At 33.7% G+C, this 17,895-nt stretch carries 22 protein-coding genes; all 22 read right to left on the bottom strand.

Going from position 1 to position 17,895, the window contains the following annotated elements:
* Window positions 1–208: 208 nt before the first annotated feature.
* The 22 genes from ACREV6_RS19395 to ACREV6_RS19500 all read right to left on the bottom strand — a co-directional run bounded on the left by ACREV6_RS19395 (window position 209) and on the right by ACREV6_RS19500 (window position 17,806).
* On the bottom strand, window positions 209–559 hold the full coding sequence (locus ACREV6_RS19395) for a hypothetical protein (RefSeq protein ID WP_431579693.1): 351 nt from the start codon (window positions 557–559) through the stop codon (window positions 209–211).
* A 129-nt stretch (window positions 560–688) separates the two neighbouring features.
* Window positions 689–850, bottom strand: coding sequence for a CD1375 family protein (locus ACREV6_RS19400; RefSeq protein WP_431579694.1), 162 nt, complete (start codon window positions 848–850; stop codon window positions 689–691).
* Window positions 851–870: 20 nt separating this feature from the next.
* Window positions 871–1,164 carry a hypothetical protein gene (locus ACREV6_RS19405; RefSeq protein ID WP_431579695.1) on the bottom strand — a complete coding sequence of 98 codons (294 nt, stop codon included), beginning with the start codon at window positions 1,162–1,164 and terminating at the stop codon, window positions 871–873.
* A 15-nt stretch (window positions 1,165–1,179) separates the two neighbouring features.
* Entirely contained in the window at window positions 1,180–1,938 is a 759-nt protein-coding gene (locus ACREV6_RS19410) for a hypothetical protein (RefSeq protein WP_431579696.1), read from the bottom strand.
* Window positions 1,938–2,276, bottom strand: a complete 339-nt coding sequence (locus ACREV6_RS19415) for a hypothetical protein (RefSeq protein WP_431579697.1) — start codon at window positions 2,274–2,276, stop codon at window positions 1,938–1,940. The genes ACREV6_RS19410 and ACREV6_RS19415 overlap by 1 nt, the downstream gene beginning before the upstream one ends.
* Window positions 2,276–3,136, bottom strand: a complete 861-nt coding sequence (locus ACREV6_RS19420) for a hypothetical protein (RefSeq protein ID WP_431579698.1) — start codon at window positions 3,134–3,136, stop codon at window positions 2,276–2,278. The genes ACREV6_RS19415 and ACREV6_RS19420 overlap by 1 nt, the downstream gene beginning before the upstream one ends.
* Complete coding sequence (locus ACREV6_RS19425) at window positions 3,137–4,234, bottom strand: siphovirus ReqiPepy6 Gp37-like family protein (protein WP_431579699.1); 1,098 nt, start codon at window positions 4,232–4,234, stop codon at window positions 3,137–3,139.
* Between the two features lie 2 nt (window positions 4,235–4,236).
* Entirely contained in the window at window positions 4,237–5,100 is an 864-nt protein-coding gene (locus ACREV6_RS19430; RefSeq protein WP_431579700.1) for a phage tail family protein, read from the bottom strand.
* A 13-nt stretch (window positions 5,101–5,113) separates the two neighbouring features.
* Entirely contained in the window at window positions 5,114–9,652 is a 4,539-nt protein-coding gene (locus ACREV6_RS19435) for a phage tail tape measure protein (protein WP_431579701.1), read from the bottom strand.
* A 1-nt stretch (window position 9,653) separates the two neighbouring features.
* On the bottom strand, window positions 9,654–9,962 hold the full coding sequence (locus ACREV6_RS19440; protein ID WP_431579702.1) for a hypothetical protein: 309 nt from the start codon (window positions 9,960–9,962) through the stop codon (window positions 9,654–9,656).
* A complete protein-coding gene (locus ACREV6_RS19445; protein WP_431579703.1) occupies window positions 9,929–10,273 on the bottom strand; it encodes a hypothetical protein in 345 nt (114 codons plus the stop codon). The genes ACREV6_RS19440 and ACREV6_RS19445 overlap by 34 nt, the downstream gene beginning before the upstream one ends.
* Window positions 10,274–10,310: 37 nt before the next feature.
* The gene (locus tag ACREV6_RS19450; RefSeq protein ID WP_431579704.1) at window positions 10,311–11,135 is read right to left on the bottom strand and encodes a hypothetical protein; all 825 of its coding nucleotides are present in this window, start codon (window positions 11,133–11,135) and stop codon (window positions 10,311–10,313) included.
* 13 nt (window positions 11,136–11,148) lie between these two features.
* A complete protein-coding gene (locus ACREV6_RS19455; RefSeq protein ID WP_431579705.1) occupies window positions 11,149–11,466 on the bottom strand; it encodes a hypothetical protein in 318 nt (105 codons plus the stop codon).
* Window positions 11,456–11,848 (bottom strand): hypothetical protein, encoded by a 393-nt coding sequence (locus ACREV6_RS19460; protein ID WP_431579706.1) that lies wholly within the window; start codon window positions 11,846–11,848, stop codon window positions 11,456–11,458. Before ACREV6_RS19460 ends, ACREV6_RS19455 begins: the two co-directional genes overlap by 11 nt.
* Complete coding sequence (locus ACREV6_RS19465) at window positions 11,845–12,171, bottom strand: hypothetical protein (protein ID WP_431579707.1); 327 nt, start codon at window positions 12,169–12,171, stop codon at window positions 11,845–11,847. The genes ACREV6_RS19460 and ACREV6_RS19465 overlap by 4 nt, the downstream gene beginning before the upstream one ends.
* Complete coding sequence (locus ACREV6_RS19470; protein ID WP_431579708.1) at window positions 12,161–12,463, bottom strand: hypothetical protein; 303 nt, start codon at window positions 12,461–12,463, stop codon at window positions 12,161–12,163. Before ACREV6_RS19470 ends, ACREV6_RS19465 begins: the two co-directional genes overlap by 11 nt.
* Window positions 12,464–12,479: 16 nt before the next feature.
* The gene (locus ACREV6_RS19475) at window positions 12,480–13,676 is read right to left on the bottom strand and encodes a phage major capsid protein (protein ID WP_431579709.1); all 1,197 of its coding nucleotides are present in this window, start codon (window positions 13,674–13,676) and stop codon (window positions 12,480–12,482) included.
* A gap of 1 nt (window position 13,677) precedes the next feature.
* Entirely contained in the window at window positions 13,678–14,421 is a 744-nt protein-coding gene (locus ACREV6_RS19480) for a head maturation protease, ClpP-related (RefSeq protein ID WP_431579710.1), read from the bottom strand.
* Complete coding sequence (locus ACREV6_RS19485) at window positions 14,422–15,585, bottom strand: phage portal protein (protein ID WP_431579711.1); 1,164 nt, start codon at window positions 15,583–15,585, stop codon at window positions 14,422–14,424.
* A 69-nt stretch (window positions 15,586–15,654) separates the two neighbouring features.
* Window positions 15,655–15,804, bottom strand: coding sequence for a hypothetical protein (locus ACREV6_RS19490; protein WP_431579712.1), 150 nt, complete (start codon window positions 15,802–15,804; stop codon window positions 15,655–15,657).
* Window positions 15,805–15,846: 42 nt separating this feature from the next.
* The gene (locus ACREV6_RS19495; protein WP_431579713.1) at window positions 15,847–17,511 is read right to left on the bottom strand and encodes a terminase TerL endonuclease subunit; all 1,665 of its coding nucleotides are present in this window, start codon (window positions 17,509–17,511) and stop codon (window positions 15,847–15,849) included.
* The gene (locus tag ACREV6_RS19500; RefSeq protein ID WP_431579714.1) at window positions 17,501–17,806 is read right to left on the bottom strand and encodes a P27 family phage terminase small subunit; all 306 of its coding nucleotides are present in this window, start codon (window positions 17,804–17,806) and stop codon (window positions 17,501–17,503) included. The genes ACREV6_RS19495 and ACREV6_RS19500 overlap by 11 nt, the downstream gene beginning before the upstream one ends.
* Between the last annotated feature and the right edge of the window lie 89 nt (window positions 17,807–17,895).

Consider the following 17,895-nt stretch of genomic DNA (forward strand, 5'->3'; position numbering starts at 1 on the left):
ACATCTTTTTCTATTCCTAATTCCTTTATCTTTTTAATTAACTCCTTACCTTTCATAATCACACCTCCTCTTATATTTTAAACATGAAAAAAGGACTATTAAAGTCCCCTGAGTTAGTTCAGATTATTTAACGATTTCGAATCATTGTTACCAATATATAACGTCACAAGCTTTCATTGTTTATGACGTTAATATGAATAACATGTACTTATTCTTCATCACCATAGTCATAGTAAAAATATTCCAGTTCTTGATAAGTCCTTCTAACTGACAGCATTTCATTCTCATAATCATCATCTAACTCTCTCAATCTGGGTACTATTTCTATAAATTCTCTTACACTGCATATTATTTCAATAGTATTATGACCATGTTCACTCATGAAGTCACCTTCAGCAACACCTCTTTCTTCATTAACAGTAGCAAACATATGATAACCAGGTTCAGATATTGGAGTACTTGATATTTCCAATAAAAATGGTTTCCACTTTTCAATATCATTTACTTGTTCAATAGTTACTATAACTAATTCGTCTTTGTCTAAATTATCTAATGTCATTTGTAAATCCCCCTTACAAATATATTAAAATTAACGCAATAAATTACGATTTCATCTTAATGATACCATAATATAACATAAAAACAAATATTGGGATATTTCAAATCTTTATCTCAGCATATTTTCCAATTATGCTGCTACGGGGTATGTTCCCGATATTACATATTCTGCTACAGCCTGTTGATAAGTCGCAGGAACTAATTTATTAGTACTACCTTCTACTACTTCTAAGTCATATCTACCAGCTTTAATCATTACACCATAACTCATTATTAAATAATTTTTTAACATATTAATCTACCTCCAAATTTTTATTTGTTTTCTAATTCTATTACTCTTAAGTTTAAATCTATAAGTGCCTCTGCTGTCATCAACTGTTCGTCAGTTGGTGCATTAGGGTCCACTGGCTCGGGTAAATGGACTATAACCTCTACATGTTCATGAAAGGTGCTAGTTTCCTCGTTATAATCCCAACCACATTGGATTTCTTTATTGTCGGCATTGTCAGTAATATCTACTAAAACAATATTTGGAGCAAATACAGGTTTCTCTTCTGCCTCAAAAATCCAGTGTACCTTACCATTATAAATCTGTACAAATTTCATATTTTAATACCTCCTTTAATTCCAGGATATAGTAAGTGCGCCGCAAGTACCACCCTTACCACCTTGACCACCATTTCCACCTGTGCCACCTCTGCCCCATGCAAGAACTTCAGAGTCAATACCTCCGGGATTACCCACGTCTCCATAACTACCTTCGGCACCATTGATACCACCTTGACCACCAGCACCTCCTTGACCTCCCTGACACTGTGGTTTGTTAACCCATGATGCACCGCCGTATCCACCTCGACCGCCAGCACCTCCTCGACCTCCTTGACCTATAGTTATTGGAATTACTTTGCCTGGGGTAACTAGTAATGGAACATTCTTCATTACTTCCCCACCATAACCGTAGCCACCGGAGGTGCCATCATTTCCTTTAGCTGGGGCGTAATTTTCAGGGGCTACTCCACCCTGACCACCTTGGCCACCTTGTCCTCCATTTCCACCTCCTAACCCATAATTACACCAGCCTCCTATCACATCTTCATTTTTGGCAAATAGGGTTAATAAGTCACCAAAACTAGTTGGTCCACCTTGACCTGCTTGTCCTTGACCTCCTGCGCCTCCATCAGTTCCTTTGCTTCCCATACTTGAAGTACTTCCTGATCCACCAGTTCCACCATTTCCACCATTACTTCCTTTACCTGCAGAAACTCCGGATACATTAACTACATACACATCATCGGGTACTGTCCAATAAAATGTCCCAGGTGTAGTAAACGAAACACTTTTTATTGTTTTAACAGGTTGAAAACTTACTACTCTACTCATTACGCAACTACCTCCTCTATGCCATATATAGTTATAATTACATCAGTTCCGACGTCCTGTGACATAGCAAATACTTCACCTGCACCTAAAACAATTTTATTGTCTGAAATACTAATTCCTGTATCTTTTGTAATAGGGATATTATGACTTAACCTATTTGTATTAGTGGTTCCATGGGCATATATATTAATTTTTCTATCCGTAGTTGCATTCTGATTATCTGACCATATTTCAACTATCTGAGTTCTACTGCCAGTAGGAACAGTATATAAAACTGCTACCATAGCACTTAACGCACCTTGAAACAACTTTTTAGGTGTTGCGTCTCCAATAGCCATTACATCATCCCTCCCATTCTAATTTTTCTTTTTAAATTTATCATTTGTTGTACATTATCAGCCAAATGCGAATCAAGTTCTGCGCTCAAATCATTAATTTCAAGTTGTAAATTTCCCGCTGCATCTGTACTAAGTTGCCCTTTAATAGCGTTAAACCATGCTGTAAAACTAGCCTGGAAGTCTGTTTCAATTTTAGCCACATCTATTACTTCTTTGTTTAAAACATCTGTATATGTTTGCTTTGATGTAGCTTCCCAAGTTGTAAAATCTGCATGTTTTTCAGCTGTCCAATCTATTACCTCTTTATTATATTGGGCTTGCCTATTATTTAACCAATCTTGATATTGATTAAATAGAGCTGTTGTATCAGCTTGCATTAAACTGTTTGCCCATCCGCAATAAACCGAATTTAATCTTAAGTCTGTAATATTCGCCTGACTTATGCTTGTTGCACCTCTTGCAATATAAATGTCTGCAATACCTAATTCATAAAAATCTGCATCTCTTTGCAGGACTGGCGCCACTGGTACACTCGCAAATGTTCCTTTTTTTACTATTATTTTTATATTCCTAGCAAGTGTATCAAGTCTTATTACTATTCTATCTATCCTGTTTAATACACCATCTGCAACACTTACAGGAAGTATTAAATCACTATCATTTATATAGATTTTCCCGTTTATCCATGCTTTTCCCATCTTAACTGTTATAGTCATATTATTGTTTGCTATAACTTGTAAGTTTGTGCTTGGATTAGGTAATACTCCATTTGTTAATAGGCTATTAAAAAACTCTGCAAAGTCATTAGCTTTATATTTTCTATCACCGTTTATTGAATTAAAAAAACTTGATTTTTCCACTTATCTCACCGCCTTTTTAGTTTCTCTTTTAAGTATAGTAATTAAATTAGGGATATTGGTCCCAAATGTTGCTTCAAGATTAAATCCATTTATTTCATAGATTTCTTTAAATTCAATAATTCTGCTATTCATAGTTATACCTAATTTTCTGTCTTGTGCTGTGATAATATCACCTAAGTCATAATCTAGTTCATAGTTAAAAGAGCCATAAGGTATTATTTGCACCTCAAAGCTCTTTACTTTTTTAAATTCATCTAACTTTTGTGCCCCTATAGTTTTAAGTTCTGTTACATCTTCTGCCTGAGAGCAATCCACGAATGTTTCTATTCTATCAAACCCGCTAACTTCTCCCACTTGTTGGATTAGTCTGTTTTCATTATCACCCTTGCCACCACAATAGCCCACATTTTTATAATTTAAACTGCTATCTATATAATGTCTACTTTTTAAATTATCAAAATCCACAGAAAATATAACTGGAGGCAAGAGTTCTTGATCCGCTGTTAAATCTCTACCCTGAATAACATCAAACACGAATTTGTTATTATTAAAATCAAGAATTATATCCCAACCTAAATTAGAGTATTCTCCTATTTCCGTTAGTTTATCATCTAATTTTTCATATCTAGATCGCCACTTATCCTGAATTCCTTTGTTTAAATTGGGAGCTATTACTAAGTTTTGAATTTTCCTCGAAGCATCAGTTGGATTAACACAATTCTTTTCTACAAAGTATTTCATTGTAGCTTCCTGTGAGCCTGTAAAGCTATCATAAGCACCATTAGGTGGAACCATGAGCCTTCTACTGCATAAACCTTTTATGGTAGGCCCTTTTATAAGTAAAGTATCCGTAGGCTCTCCATTTTGGTCATAAGTATTTTCTCTATGCATTATAATTCCCACTTTATTAAGCTTAGTACCTAATAAAATCAAGTTACCTTCTAAAAGTTTATCTGTATGCTCTTTATTTATATTTATGTGTAGTTCAAACTCTCCTACTTTAAAAAATCTTCTTATAAATATTAGGCTTTCATAGTTGTCAATTTCAGCGAGTAAATTAAAATCTTTATCTAGGATTCTAATAGGTAGTATGTCCATGGTTACACCCCCACATATAAATGACTATGATATATTGCACACTCTAGATTGTCAATGCCCTGATCTGCATCATATCTCAATAGATTATCACCTACGGCTAATTGTAAAAATGTAGTTTGTAAATCAATCCAATTAATAACATTTTGTGCTATGCCATTACTCTTAATTAGCTCTACTTTTTTATTAGCAAAAGACGTATTTACAACAAGCTTATCCCCTGCTTGTAAAGTACGTTTAACCTTCAAAAATTTTCTTGTATAAATATCAAATAAGCTTGGATTAACCACTGTAGCAAGTGCTGTAAATTCAATTCTCATACCGCATTCCGCATCACCTTTATTCAAGATATTAACTATTAAATTGCTTTCTCTATGGCCCATTTCTATACCTTCATCCGGTATTTCTAATTCAAATTCAAAGTCCCCAACCCATGTTGCAATTTCTTCTTTTGCTTCTTGTAACTCTTCCCAAAATGGATTGTGGCAATAAAGTTGTATTAAAAATTGTTGCACTGGCTCAATCCTGTTTTTGGGGGCTATATCTTGCACTACACATTGTATTTTATGTTCCCCAGCTCCATTTATATATGTCAAGGTTCCTGTTAGCGTAGGATTAAATATGCTATAAAGTTCTTGACGTTTCGCAAACATATCTTCGCTATTTTCGCCTAGAATAGCTATTTCAATAGGCAGTATAACCTCCTCTAATAATGTTCCACGCAAACTTTTTCCGTTTTGACCTGGGGCTTTACTTATAAGTATTGTAGCTTTTGAAGGACTTGGGTCAAATTTTTGTAATAAAAAAGGGGCGGAGTTTTTAAACTCTATACTCCGACCTCTTGAATTTGTAAATATTAATTTCTGCATATTTTACTCCTTTTTATGCGAATATTAATTTTCTTAATGTTGATTCCATATCTCGTCTTTGTTGGCTTGGAGTTTGTGCCATTGGGCTTGTTATGGCCACATTATATTCATTTTTAGTTGAGGTTGTGCTACTGGAACTGCTACTGTTCCCAGAACTATTTATTTTTGCAGAACTTGCAACCGCATTTGCATTTACTGTTTGTAATGTACTTACCGCTTCATCGTTCGCTTGAGATATTCCAGCAGTTATATTTGCTATCATTGACCTTATATTATCTATAGCTGGTTTAAATCCTTCCGCAAGTCTATCTCCAAGGGTTTGGCCAGTCAATTTATATTGATCTCCATAACTATTCAATAGTTCTATTATTCCTTTTTGGTTATTATCCATAACTAACTTTTCAGCTTCTGCTTCAAGGTTCGCTTCTTTTAATTTGTCTTCATAAAATTTCTTTACATCTTTTAACTTTTTATCAAGTATATCCTTGCTATCAGCGTATTGCTTATTAAATACTTCTTTAGTCGAATTGTAATTATTATCTAGTTCTTTTTTCTCATTTAAATAATATTTTTTAGAGTCTTCAAGTTTATTTTGTAATATTTCTTTCTTAGCTTCATAAGTTGATTTTACAGACTCTTTTTCTGTTTCTTCTGATTTATCAAGCATTTCTTTTTCTTTGCTATAATAATCTTTACTATCATCAATACGATTTTTTAAACTTTCTTTTTGAAGTTCATATTGACCAGTAACACTGTTTTTTTGTTCATCCGCAGTTGCCTTTATAGCGTCCATTTGTTTCTTTAGGTCTTCTTTTTTATCAACAGTGATTTGAGCATGTAGTCTTTTGTCACGTTCCGCTTGAAGCTTATCAACTTCATCTTGCATTCCAGTTTTATTAAAATCATTATGCTCGAATGAGATTGCACCTTTAAGATTGTTTATTTTATCTAATTCTTCTTTGTCTTTGTCTGCTCTCTCTTCTGTTTTAGTTTGTTCATCAAGGGAATCCATCTGTAATTGTAAAACTTTAATTTTAACGGATGAAACTTCCTCAACACTCTTGATCTGGCTTTCTTTCCATTTATCCAAGTTGCTTTGTTCTGCTTCAAATGCTTTCTCTGAATCAATTTTAGACTTTTCAAGAGTTTCTTTCTTTAGTTTATAAGCATCATCCATAATCTTAGTAGCAGATTCTTTCCATTTATCTAAGATATCAATTTCAACACGGATACTTTCTTCGGTTTTTTTCTCATCTGCTTCCATGAATTCTTTTTTTGAATTATATGTTTCTTCGATATTCTTAAGATTAGATTCTTTTAAATTGCCTAGATCATCTATTTGTTTTTGAATAGATTCTTCTTTCCCTTTTTCTTCCTTTGTATATTTTTCTTTAAGAGCATTTTTAATTTGATCGTTAAGAGTATTTACTTTATCTACAAAGGCTTTTTTATCAGCTAATTCTTTTTCAAGTGTTTCTTTATTTATCTTTCCAATTCTCTGTATCTCTGTAATTTCCTTATCTGCCTGTTCTTTTCTTAATTCAATTTGTTGTTTTACAGCCTTTTTTTTAGCATCATATTCATCTTTAATAGCATTTTTTTTATTACTATTTGCACCTCTTAATGCAATAGTTTCAGACATACTTAATTTATCAAATTGAGTATTTAAATCTTTTATAGCTACTGCAGTTGTATCTTTAATTTTTTTAATTTCTTTAGATACTAAGTCAGCAACTTTTTTAGCAGCTTCGGCTGGTTTATTAGATCCATCTTCAATGCCGTTTGCAAGTCCTTCATCCACAAACTTACCTATCTCATACATGACCTTGGACGGAGAATGTATGCCTAATGTTTCTCTAACAGTGCTGGAAATTTTATTAGCTACGCCTTTAACCTTATCTACTACAGCGCCAACCATATTACCTACACCGTTTATAAAACCTTGTATAAAATCTTTACCCCATTGTAGCATTTGCGCTGGTAGGTTTTTTATAAAATCAATTGCAGTAGTAAACCCACTTTTAACAACCCCACCTAAAGTACTTAATACTGAGGTAATTCCATTTTTAAGCCCATTGAATGCATTTATTCCAAGAGTTTTTAATGTTCCTGGTAGATTTCTGAAAAAATTAAGAATACCATTAAATAAACTTATAACACCGCTTTTAATTCCATTACATATATTAATCACGCCTGTTTTTAAAGCGTTCCATGCGCTTATTGCTGTGTTTTTAATGCCATTCCACAACCCGCTCATAAATGTTTTCAAACCATTAAAAATTATTTTGGATGTATTAACCATGCCAGTCCACATTGTTTTACAAAATCCTACTATTGCAGTAATTACACCAGTAAATATTAGTTTTATGCCTGCCCATATTTGTGCAAATGCCGCCTTAAGATTATTTAATATGCCTATTGCATCTGTTTTCATTTTTCCGAAATTGCCTGTGACTAAATCTATGATTAAAAGTATTGCGCCTAAAAATATATTTTTAATTACATTCCATATACCCGTAAAGTATAGTTTCAAACCCTCAAAGACTGTTGATATACCACTTTTCATGCTATTAAATATATTGATTACGCCTTGTATAAATGGAGCAAGTATTGCCATAACTACCGCCACTATTGCGCCCCAAACTGACGATAAAACTTCTTTTATGCTATTCAATACGTTACTAATTGATGTTTTAATGTTATTCCATGCGTTCGTAGTCGCTGTGCCTACACTTGTCCATAAACCGCTAAACCATGCAGGTATGCCTGTGAAAAAACCAACTAGGCTATTCCAAGCCCCAGGGATTGTAACTGTAAAAAATCCTACAAGAGCATCTACTACAATCTTAGTAGTATTCTTTATGCCTTCCCATAAACTTTTCCAAAAGTTCCTGAAACCTTCGCAATTTTTCCATAAATATATAAAACCGGCGACTAATGCTGTTATTATTAAAATCGTTATTCCAATAGGACCCGTCATAAATTTAAATGCAGCTCCCATTGCTTTTATTGCTATACCACCTGCAGAAAATGCGCCAACAACTGCTCCTACTCCTGCTACAATGCTACCTATACTGCTAATTAAAGTTCCTATAATAATAATTAAAGGGCCCAATATAGCTATCATCATTCCAATCATAACTATTTTTTTGCGTGTACCTTCATCAAGTCCATTTAAATATGTTGAAGCTGCTTTTATTTTACTTGTAATTGAAGTTATAATAGGAATTAAAGCTTTAACAATCGTATCTCCAAATTCCGCTGCAGCAATTTGTGCTGCATGTGTAGCCTTTGTAATAACTCCAGTACCATTTGCCATTTGATTTGTAGTATTAGTTACTGATCCACCAGATTTTTTTAATGCATCCACATATTCCTGGACCTCAAAACGTCCACCTCTAATTGCATCGGCTAGATCAGGTCCTGCTTTTTGACCGAACACATCTATAGCCATGGTTGTTGCCTTTGCTATATTAGGTGCTTTTTTTATAGCTTCAAGTGTTTTGGAAAATTCTTTTGCACTATCTTTGCCCGCTGCACCCCAATTACTTATAGATTTTTTCATGCCTCCAAATGCTAGCTCTGTTGTAACACCCGCTTTTTCCCAAGCGGAGAACATTGCTATACTTGTTTCTGTGTCAAAGCCAAGCGCTCTCATAGGCGCACCATACTTAGCAAGATCTGTAGTAAGTCCTTCTATTCCTATTCCACTTTTTTGTGCGGCTACTGTAAGCATATCAAGAACTCTACTATAGTCAGTTGCCTTTATACCAGCATCTCCCATAGCTCTACTTACCAAAGCAACAGATGTTTTAGCATCCATATTATTTATTTTTGCAAACTTTAAAAATTGTAATGTGCAATCTTCTGCTGCCTTACCAGTCAAATTAAATCTTGTATTCACTTCCCCGAGTGCTTGACCAATTGTAGCGAAATCAGCAGTTGAGTTTCTTCCAATATTTTTATAAGTTACTTCTAATTCCTTAGCCGCTTGTCCAGTTGCACCAGTTGCTTTTATTACTTCATCCATTCCGACTTTTACTGTTTTATAGCTTGCTACCGCTGCAGTTCCTAGTCCCGTTACTGCAGCGGAGGCAACACTAACTTTTTTACCTACATTAGTTACACCGTCGCCAACTTTTTTTATACTGTCTCCTGCGGCAACGATTGACCTACTAGCTGCAGTTCCAACATTTGCATATTGTAAAGCTAATCTTTTTAATTCCTGTTCAGTGTTTATCACTTCTCTTTGTAATGCCCGGTATTGGTCTTCACTTATTTTGCCTTGTGCAAATTTAGCTTGTGCCTGTTCTTCTGCAGCTTTTAAAGTCCCAAGTTTCTCTTTAGTATTTGTTATGCTTTTTGCTAAGAGCTCTTGCTTCTGCTGAAGAAGTACAGTATTTTTAGGATCTAATTTTAAAGCTTTTTCAACTTGTTTCAGCTCTTGCTTTAAATCATAGCTTGACTTGTTAACACCTTTTAACGCTTTGTCAAGAGGGGCTGTATTTCCATTAATTTCTACGGTTATCCCTTTTATATTATTTCCAGCCATCTTATTCCTCCTTTCTTCCCATTTTTTCTCTTAATGATTTACGATCGGGAGAAGTTTGTTCCATTCTCCAACAATTATCTAAGTATTCATTTCCACCTTCTGTTTGCTTGTAGTCATAAATTACTGCATCACGCAATAATAGCCAAAACTCAAATACTTCTAAATCCTCTAGCCTATCAAAGTTATACCCTGTATATTTACAGACTATTTTTTCTTCTAATGTGTTGACTGTAAAGTGTCCCTCATCACTGTTTCCATCATCGTAAAAAGGGATTTTTAGTTTTTTGAGGTTTTTTCTTTGCTTAACCATTCAAAGTAAGCAGTTAAAATTGCTGATAATTGATCTAAGTCTAATTCTTCCATTATTTCATTAGGTACTTTTTTTCTATCTTTATTTTTATTTAAAATCATTCTTACTGCTTCGCTTAAATCGTCAATAGCGTCTTCATCTCGAACTTTTGATAACCTGGTTATTTTCTTTAATGCTTTTATTTTTGGAGGTTCAACCTCTAATTTTAATTCAACATCTTCTTCAACTTCTTCTTCATTTATAATTTTAGTTAATGTTACTTTTAATTTAATATCCCAATATCTTTTATTTACTGTGTTTATATCAAACATTTAATAACCTCCAAAGGGGCTTTGCGCCCCCATTATTTTATACTTTTGCTACAACTGCAATCTTGCCAGCTTTAATTGCTTTAAATGTACCATCAACTTCGATAATTTCTATTTCATTTCCCGTTGTGGCTGTAATATCAACTGTCCCGTTCCAAACAGTGTAGCCTGTTCCAGTGTCACAAATATCATTTAATTCTGGGACTAAAACAGTAGTAGCGGTCTTATACATATAGCTATTACCAGCAGTAAGTACTGGTGTTACTGCTACCTTAGTCGCTCCGCTTAATGTACCAGCAACTGACGTTAACATTAAAGCTTCAATTGCTCCTGGAATAGATTCCTCATATATAATTTTAGTACCTACATCGTCGAGTGGTGCTGCTTTAAATTCTGCATCTACTATTGTCGCTTTATCTTTTGTAAATGCCATTTTAAAGCCCGCCTGATTAGAACCTACGATTGTTACTCTAACATCACCGTCTACAGCATCTTCGTGTACAAATCTAATTACATACTGCTTGCCATCTTGATTCCCTACACCACCAATTTTTACAGTTCTTTTCCCTGATACTTCAGTTACTCTTGCAGTAGTACATAGTTTAGCAAGTGTTTTGCCATTCCAAGTCATAATCCCTGACTTCAAAGTAACTTCTTCTTCTGTTAAAATTGTTTTAGCTACAAGTCCTAAATCGTCAGATACTTCAACAAATTTCGGTTTATACTCTAGTGCAGCACCACCTTCAATTAATCCTAGTAAATTAGCTTCAGTTTCAAGTTCTTTGTCGGATGGGATTGCTCCAGCAAATACAGCTGTGTATAATTTCCCACTGCCTAATGTAATTTTTTCATTTTCCTTTGACATATATAATTACCTCCTAAATTTTTTCTATTAAATTAAAATCGTACATAGTCTCAAACATCATTTCTGTGTCTAACCATGTACGATTTCTTTTATATTTTATTACTTTTTCATTTAACAAATCTTCAATTGCCTTTTCTGAGATATGGTCCACTTTTAAAGAATATAATTCAATACTAATACTTCTATCTGCTATACAATTTTTATCATCTGCACCACTTACTTCTGTACCATCCATAAAAATAACATATGGGAATGGAGGAGGTTTTAAAAATCTTTCTTCTGATACTTTCAGCCCTGTAGTTCCCAACCACGTTTTAATATCACTTAGCATTTTCAATCGCCTCCTTTGATAATTCTTGCATTCTTCTTATTGCTAAATCATTTCCAAAAATGATATGTGGAAAAGTATCTGTTCTCCCACCATTTCTTTTAGCATGTCCTTTTTCTAATAAATGCGTAAGCCTATGTTGCCCATTAGCTACGTACCATGTTTTACCTTTGTTGTATTTACCGTCATATACACTTTTAATTCTAAAAGCTTTTACATATTTTTTAGAATGTTCCGTAAAGGTAACATGTGCTTTTATTTCAAAATCAACTTCCTTAGCTACTATATCAACTGCGGCTTTAACACCATCTGTGACACTCTCAGTATAGTTTTCTAGTTCTTTTAAGATTGCATCAGCTAAGTTATCAATGCTCGTAGTAATCATATTCTCGCCTTATCTAAAGTTAAATCCATACTAAGTGGGTTAGTATCATGAATCGGTTGTACCATTTTAACCCCGTAAATAACATTATCAATTTCAACATAGTCGTAATTATCTATGTTTCCAAGTTGTGGAATCCTGATAACTCTATCTATAACTATTTGGCGAGCTGAAGCTTCAAAATATCTTTTAAAACCTAGAATTCTATTATCAAATCCCAGGTTATTATGTTTATTGGGAAGTCTTTCTTCATTCTCGTTTCTTGTAAAAATGTTACATATACCATCACTAAAGGATGTAAACTCAGTATATGTTTTAATCTTCATGTGTCACCACGTCAGGTTCCAAATTAACTTGACTGTTAATGTGTAGGGCCATAAGTTCACTAGCAAAATTCTTCTCAAACATTTCTAAAGCTTGGCTATTAGCGTATCTTACATAGTCAAATAGTAACGCCCTAGCATCATCTTCTAATTTAAAATCAAGTGGCACCCCTGCGATTTTCTGCAAGCGTGCCATTCCTCGATTAATCATGCCAGTTAAATTTTTGTCTGTTACTTCATCAACCCATGTTATATGCAAATATGCCCTTATATCTTCCAATAATCCAGCAGGCATTTAGATCACCTCTCAATTAAGCCTGTTCTTTAGTTTTAACGATGTTAGTAACTGCTACTTCTAGTACTGCTGCGGTCATTCCTGTAATATCTGCAAGTATAAACGCGTTATCATCAAGTGCTTTGCCATTACCAAACATTTTAGTGAGATAAACTCTTTGATCTTCTAAGAACTTAAATTCATCAGAAAATTCTATTTTGCCGCCATTTGTGCCTGCTCCGATACCCATTAGATACTTAGGTGCTAGCCCAAATATTGCAGTTCCAACTGTAACCGCTGTTGATTGAATTATCTTTGTTGGGTAAGGTAATACATTGTAGTTATAAGTGCCATCTATTGCTCTTATAGTTGTGTTTGGGTACACTCTTGTGAAGTAGTCTATTGGGTTAACTAACATTAATATTTCTGCAACTGGTCTTTGTTTACCATTAGGTGCTTGCGCTAATTTCCCAGCGATTGCTCCAAATGTTAACGGATTAAGATTAGATACTACCATTGCAGTTTTAAGAGGATATACACCAGCGGTTACTGTTACATTATCAGCCACACTTCTATTCATTCCAATCGGCATATCTTTTCCAGTACCATTCACAATTGCTTCTTCTGTTGCTAGTGCGATTGCTTCAGACAATACACCTCTTACATATGCGTCTATCCATTGTGGGCCAACTTCTAACATATCTTTGCTTATTGGCATAAATGCTGATAATTTACAAAGAGTTAAGTCCATAGTTCCAATTGCTCCACTTAATTCCTCTGTGATTGCTGAATTAATAGGACCCCATATTGCAAGTTGTGCGCCTTGTTTATTCACAATGATTTTTGTTAAAATAGTAGTATTGGTAAAGTTAATTGCAGCAAGTAAAGGATGCGCTTCTTTAATGTCTGAGATCACATTGTCAATTATTGTTTCAGGATATGCACTAGGTAAAGTTGTAAATGCCTGTCTAGGATCTGCTGATTTCATTGCTCCAATTACACCTTGATAAAATTTGTTTTCTTCTGCGGTTAATTGGTGGACTCCTCTCTTGGCTAAAATGCTAACATCTGCAGTTTGTTGATATGCTTTAAATTCTTGCATAACATTTTCTTGAACGCCTTCTGCAAATTGTGATAATGCCATTGCTATAGCATTTTCATCACCTGATTTCATTGCAGCACCTAAAGAATCTTTTAACGCTTGTTGTTCTAAATCTTTATTTCTAATTGTCATATTATTTTACCTCCGAGTTTTTATTTTTGAAAGCCATCATTAATTTTTCAAAATTGGTTTTTTGTACTATCAATTCTTCTGGGACTTTTAAAATTGGTTCATGTTGTTCTACTTCAAATTTCATAGCTGCATTAAATCTTTGTTTAGCTTCTGTAACTGCTTTATCTTCTTTGCCTGTTATTTTATCAGCTAGTCCATATTGTAAACATTGTTCAGCACTGAGCCATGTTTGTTCATCTAATAATGCTTTTAAAGTTTCAGCAGTTAATTTTTCTCCAGCTTTTTGAAGATAACTTGAACAACTAGCATTATCAATAACTTCAACATCATTTGCTGCCTTTCTTAATTCCGCTGCATTTCCCCATGCTCCCATGGCTGCATGATGTATCATCATTAATGTATTTGTGCCCATTATTATTTCATCACATGCCATTGGAATTACACTTGCAATTGAACATGCAAAGCCATCTATATAAGCTTTTTTATATGCAGTATGTCTTTTTAATTGATTGTATATTGCTAGTCCCTCTTTAACACTTCCACCATAGCTATTAATGTATAGATTAATATTTTTAACATCTTTAGCACCTTCAAGTTGTGCTTGCATATATTTTGCAGATGTTTCACTTTCAGTAACTTCATCCGTCCAAAAATTTACCTTATCACCTTCTACATCATCATAAATATATAAATCTAATGAATTAGTTTCAGCTATTTGTTTAATTAAAAAATTTGTTTTTGCCATTTATATTTCACCTCCTTTCACTTCTTTCCCTAATGTTTCTATTTTTTGATAGTTTTTAGTAATAAAATGTTGTTTACTATAGTCTGTATTCAATGCTACATCACCAGCTTTCACTCTTAATTCATCAATACTATATCCGCCACTAGCAATAAGTTTATCAAAAGCTTCTGATATACTAAACAAATCAATATGTTCAATTGTTGAAGTATCAATTTTCATGTAGTTATCAGCTAAAAAAGCAACTTTACCATAATCTTTTCTTATATTTTCCTCGCCTATCATGTCTGCTAAAGGATCTACACAAAATGTTAAAAAGTTAGTTGTCGTCGCTCCTATGTCTGCTATATCTCCCCTTAATAACGCGGGTGGTATTTTAAAACCTTGCGCAACTCTTTCAAATATTTCTTTTGTTATAACCGCAATATCTGCAATTTCACTAGTGGATTTCTTGCTACCTTCTCCACCCTTTTCGTCATACTTGAAACCTTTTTCCAAGGGTAATACTGCGTTTTCAGCTTCAAAGTATTTTTTAAATCTTGTGTTCATAAGCAAGTCCAATTTTTCCTGAAACTTTTTATCGTTACTAGCCACTGCATCAATATCTAATATTCCTTTACGTCCACCACTGCGATTGTATTTACCTATAGACATATTCAGCAAGTCATTATATCCACTCACTAGGTTGCTTAATAAAGCTCGTATATCTGTATTACCTAACTTGTAATAGTAAACATCACTCATATTAAAAGTATCATAAAAACTTTTCGTGCCTTTTGTTACACTAGTAAAGGTGTTTTCCGCAATCGCAAACTCTTCTTGGTAAAAACTATCTGCTATTATTAATTGATTTCCTATAGGTAATACCAGTACCTCATTCTTAAATAACAATTTAGTAATTAATTCTTGCATAAATTGTGAAGAATTTTGATTTTTATTAGGTTCTATATTCCATTTGTAATAAATATCACCCTTAAATTCAACACCTTTCATATAAGTTTTAAACTCACACTTTGAAATACTACTAGCTATTAAATTAATAGCAGAATGTATTGCAAATAATTCTATGTTTAATTTTTGTTCGGTTGAAATTGCGGTTGCGGTCATGCTTATTGTTGTTTCTCCTATGCCTAAAAAACTTTTCATCCAATCTATTAGACTACTCATATATTTTTAATCACCTCCTTTTGGGGCATAATAAAAGCACCCTAATTATTAGAGTGCTTTTAACGCTTATTAAGATTTTTTCATATTTTTTAAAACTTCTTGCTTAAATATTATGTCGGCTTTGGCAGCTTTATTCTTAGCTATTCCACTTGCAATCCCTAGTGGCAGTGCAATAAGTGTACATATCCCCATTACAAATAATAATAATATAATAATCATAATAATCATCTCCTATTAGTTATATTATACCATTAATTCATATCAATAGGTATAACACCCTAGGTCCAATTCAACCACATCGCCACTATCAACTAAATCAGTTCCACCCGCCGCCATTGCTGCAATAAATGCTTTGAATCCATCTGTCTTTCTTGACTTAGGTTCTATTTTTCCATATGAAATATTGTCGTGTGGTTCTGATTTCTTGCTTGTATTATTTGTGTACCATCTCATTAATGGAGAATCTCCCCAAGCAATATTATGATTAACAAATAAAGAATTTACAGTGGGAGCTACAAACATTTCACTAGACGGTCTTATAATCTTAATATTATTAGCACCGTCTTTTTCTACATCAAACCCAACTTCTTTCAATGCCCTTTTTAGCACACCATATCTAAATAAATCCATGCCCAAGCTAGTAATGTTGTACTTCTGTGCCTGTTCTGCTAACCATTCAGCAGGTATATTAGGGGTTACTTCTACATCATCAACAAACGTTAATAACTCCCCGCCTTCTTTGCTTTCCCATTCCCTTAACGGTGCTTTAATTCTCTTTAAATCGTTGCACTTACTGCATACCCATGTATGGGATAGCCAATAATATTTTCCTTTAAATAAAAATAATAAGCCAGCGCACACAAAATCTGTAGTCATAGCAAAATCTATTCCAGCGGTACAAGTCAATCCTTCAAGGTTTGGAATAGGTTGGTTCGTTGCTAATACATTATCCCAAGAGGTAACTTCAACATCTATATTCCCCACAGCTATATTCATACGCTTGATCATAAAACTTGAATTGCTTATTGGGTCGTCTTTATAATCCACATATTCACGCTTCATAGTTGCAAAGAGTTCAGGGAAATGATGTAATGAAGGATTTGCTTTATCCCACATCTTAGGATTATCTACTTCTTTTTCATCATCAAGACGGCTTATGAAACATAGCAATCCATTGTCTTCTCTAGCGCCCTTTAAAATATCCAAGGCCCTTATGATTAGTTTATCTAGGGGACCATCCCTTACGTCTCCATTTGTAGTCGTAATTGTTGTCCTTGGGTTTGCTTTTTTCCCAAGGCCTGTTTTAAATACTTGAATACTTTTGTAATCCTCATATTGATGGTATTCATCAAAGTCAACTTTACCAGGTCTACCACCGTCTTTAGTCTTTGCATTTGATGTTCTAAATCTAAGTTTAGATCCCGTCTTTATGCAGGTAATTAATTCTTTAGTCCATGTGAAAAATGATTTCAAAACTTTTTTATTAGCTTCAAGTACATTCCATACATCATCAAAACTTGTCTTTGCTTGCTCCTCTGCATTTGCGCAAATATCAATGTCATAATTTTTAACTGGGTTGTGATCTCCTATTAAACAAAAATCTTCAAAACTTAAATACCCATTCTTACCAGCACCACGACCAACGAAAATAAGTAGGTCAGGCCATCTTAAAATACCTGGACTAGAATATGTACAATTATGAAGAGTAAACAGAAATACCTCCCATTCAATTAAATTGAAAGGAAAGTATTTCTGTTGGTTTAAATATTTATGAAGTTGTGTTTCATCTATAAATAGATTTTCATTTTCAAAGCATTTCTCTATATAGTTAACAAGTTGGAACTGTTCTTTGCACACTTCAAATTTTCCGCTTCTTACTAAATCAATGTAATTTTGTAGTTCAGGTATTAATATCTTAGAGCTCAACTGCATCACCTACGACATTTTCAATTGTTAATCCTAGTTGCTTAAGGATTGCTAGTTTTTGTTTATTAAATGTTACTGCATTTTTTAATGATTCATTTTCCTTAATTATTGGGAACCCACTTGCTGATTTTGTTTTATAAGAGCGACCACGTGTTTTAACATCTTCTTGCATAGCCTGTTCTTCGATAAAATAAAACATATAATCATCAATTAAAGATAAAAAGTAATCTGTAGCTGCATTTTTATTTTCAAGTTGTTTGATTAATGACTCCTTAATTTTAATTGCATTTTTCATATTTTTTAATTTATCTCCTTTCCTGCAGATTATTCTCACACGTGTAATGTTTCTCCTTTGTCTTATACCCTTACCGTTTCCCGGTATCT

The sequence above is a fragment of the Clostridium sp. genome, assembly GCF_050717515.1.
Lineage (GTDB): Bacteria > Bacillota > Clostridia > Clostridiales > Clostridiaceae > Clostridium_AD.

What these genes read in the sequence shown, in the direction of transcription:
- ACREV6_RS19445 (WP_431579703.1), bottom strand. Translation starts at nt 10,273, where the DNA reads ATGTTTGATATAAACACAGTAAATAAAAGATATTGGGATATTAAATTA.
- ACREV6_RS19490 (WP_431579712.1), bottom strand. Translation starts at nt 15,804, where the DNA reads ATGATTATTATATTATTATTATTTGTAATGGGGATATGTACACTTATT.
- ACREV6_RS19400 (WP_431579694.1), bottom strand. Translation starts at nt 850, where the DNA reads ATGTTAAAAAATTATTTAATAATGAGTTATGGTGTAATGATTAAAGCT.
- ACREV6_RS19470 (WP_431579708.1), bottom strand. Translation starts at nt 12,463, where the DNA reads ATGCCTGCTGGATTATTGGAAGATATAAGGGCATATTTGCATATAACA.
- ACREV6_RS19440 (WP_431579702.1), bottom strand. Translation starts at nt 9,962, where the DNA reads ATGGTTAAGCAAAGAAAAAACCTCAAAAAACTAAAAATCCCTTTTTAC.
- ACREV6_RS19460 (WP_431579706.1), bottom strand. Translation starts at nt 11,848, where the DNA reads ATGATTACTACGAGCATTGATAACTTAGCTGATGCAATCTTAAAAGAA.
- ACREV6_RS19425 (WP_431579699.1), bottom strand. Translation starts at nt 4,234, where the DNA reads ATGGACATACTACCTATTAGAATCCTAGATAAAGATTTTAATTTACTC.
- ACREV6_RS19395 (WP_431579693.1), bottom strand. Translation starts at nt 559, where the DNA reads ATGACATTAGATAATTTAGACAAAGACGAATTAGTTATAGTAACTATT.
- ACREV6_RS19500 (WP_431579714.1), bottom strand. Translation starts at nt 17,806, where the DNA reads ATGAAAAATGCAATTAAAATTAAGGAGTCATTAATCAAACAACTTGAA.
- ACREV6_RS19415 (WP_431579697.1), bottom strand. Translation starts at nt 2,276, where the DNA reads ATGGCTATTGGAGACGCAACACCTAAAAAGTTGTTTCAAGGTGCGTTA.
- ACREV6_RS19475 (WP_431579709.1), bottom strand. Translation starts at nt 13,676, where the DNA reads ATGACAATTAGAAATAAAGATTTAGAACAACAAGCGTTAAAAGATTCT.
- ACREV6_RS19455 (WP_431579705.1), bottom strand. Translation starts at nt 11,466, where the DNA reads ATGCTAAGTGATATTAAAACGTGGTTGGGAACTACAGGGCTGAAAGTA.
- ACREV6_RS19480 (WP_431579710.1), bottom strand. Translation starts at nt 14,421, where the DNA reads ATGGCAAAAACAAATTTTTTAATTAAACAAATAGCTGAAACTAATTCA.
- ACREV6_RS19410 (WP_431579696.1), bottom strand. Translation starts at nt 1,938, where the DNA reads ATGAGTAGAGTAGTAAGTTTTCAACCTGTTAAAACAATAAAAAGTGTT.
- ACREV6_RS19405 (WP_431579695.1), bottom strand. Translation starts at nt 1,164, where the DNA reads ATGAAATTTGTACAGATTTATAATGGTAAGGTACACTGGATTTTTGAG.
- ACREV6_RS19430 (WP_431579700.1), bottom strand. Translation starts at nt 5,100, where the DNA reads ATGCAGAAATTAATATTTACAAATTCAAGAGGTCGGAGTATAGAGTTT.
- ACREV6_RS19465 (WP_431579707.1), bottom strand. Translation starts at nt 12,171, where the DNA reads ATGAAGATTAAAACATATACTGAGTTTACATCCTTTAGTGATGGTATA.
- ACREV6_RS19450 (WP_431579704.1), bottom strand. Translation starts at nt 11,135, where the DNA reads ATGTCAAAGGAAAATGAAAAAATTACATTAGGCAGTGGGAAATTATAC.
- ACREV6_RS19485 (WP_431579711.1), bottom strand. Translation starts at nt 15,585, where the DNA reads ATGAGTAGTCTAATAGATTGGATGAAAAGTTTTTTAGGCATAGGAGAA.
- ACREV6_RS19435 (WP_431579701.1), bottom strand. Translation starts at nt 9,652, where the DNA reads ATGGCTGGAAATAATATAAAAGGGATAACCGTAGAAATTAATGGAAAT.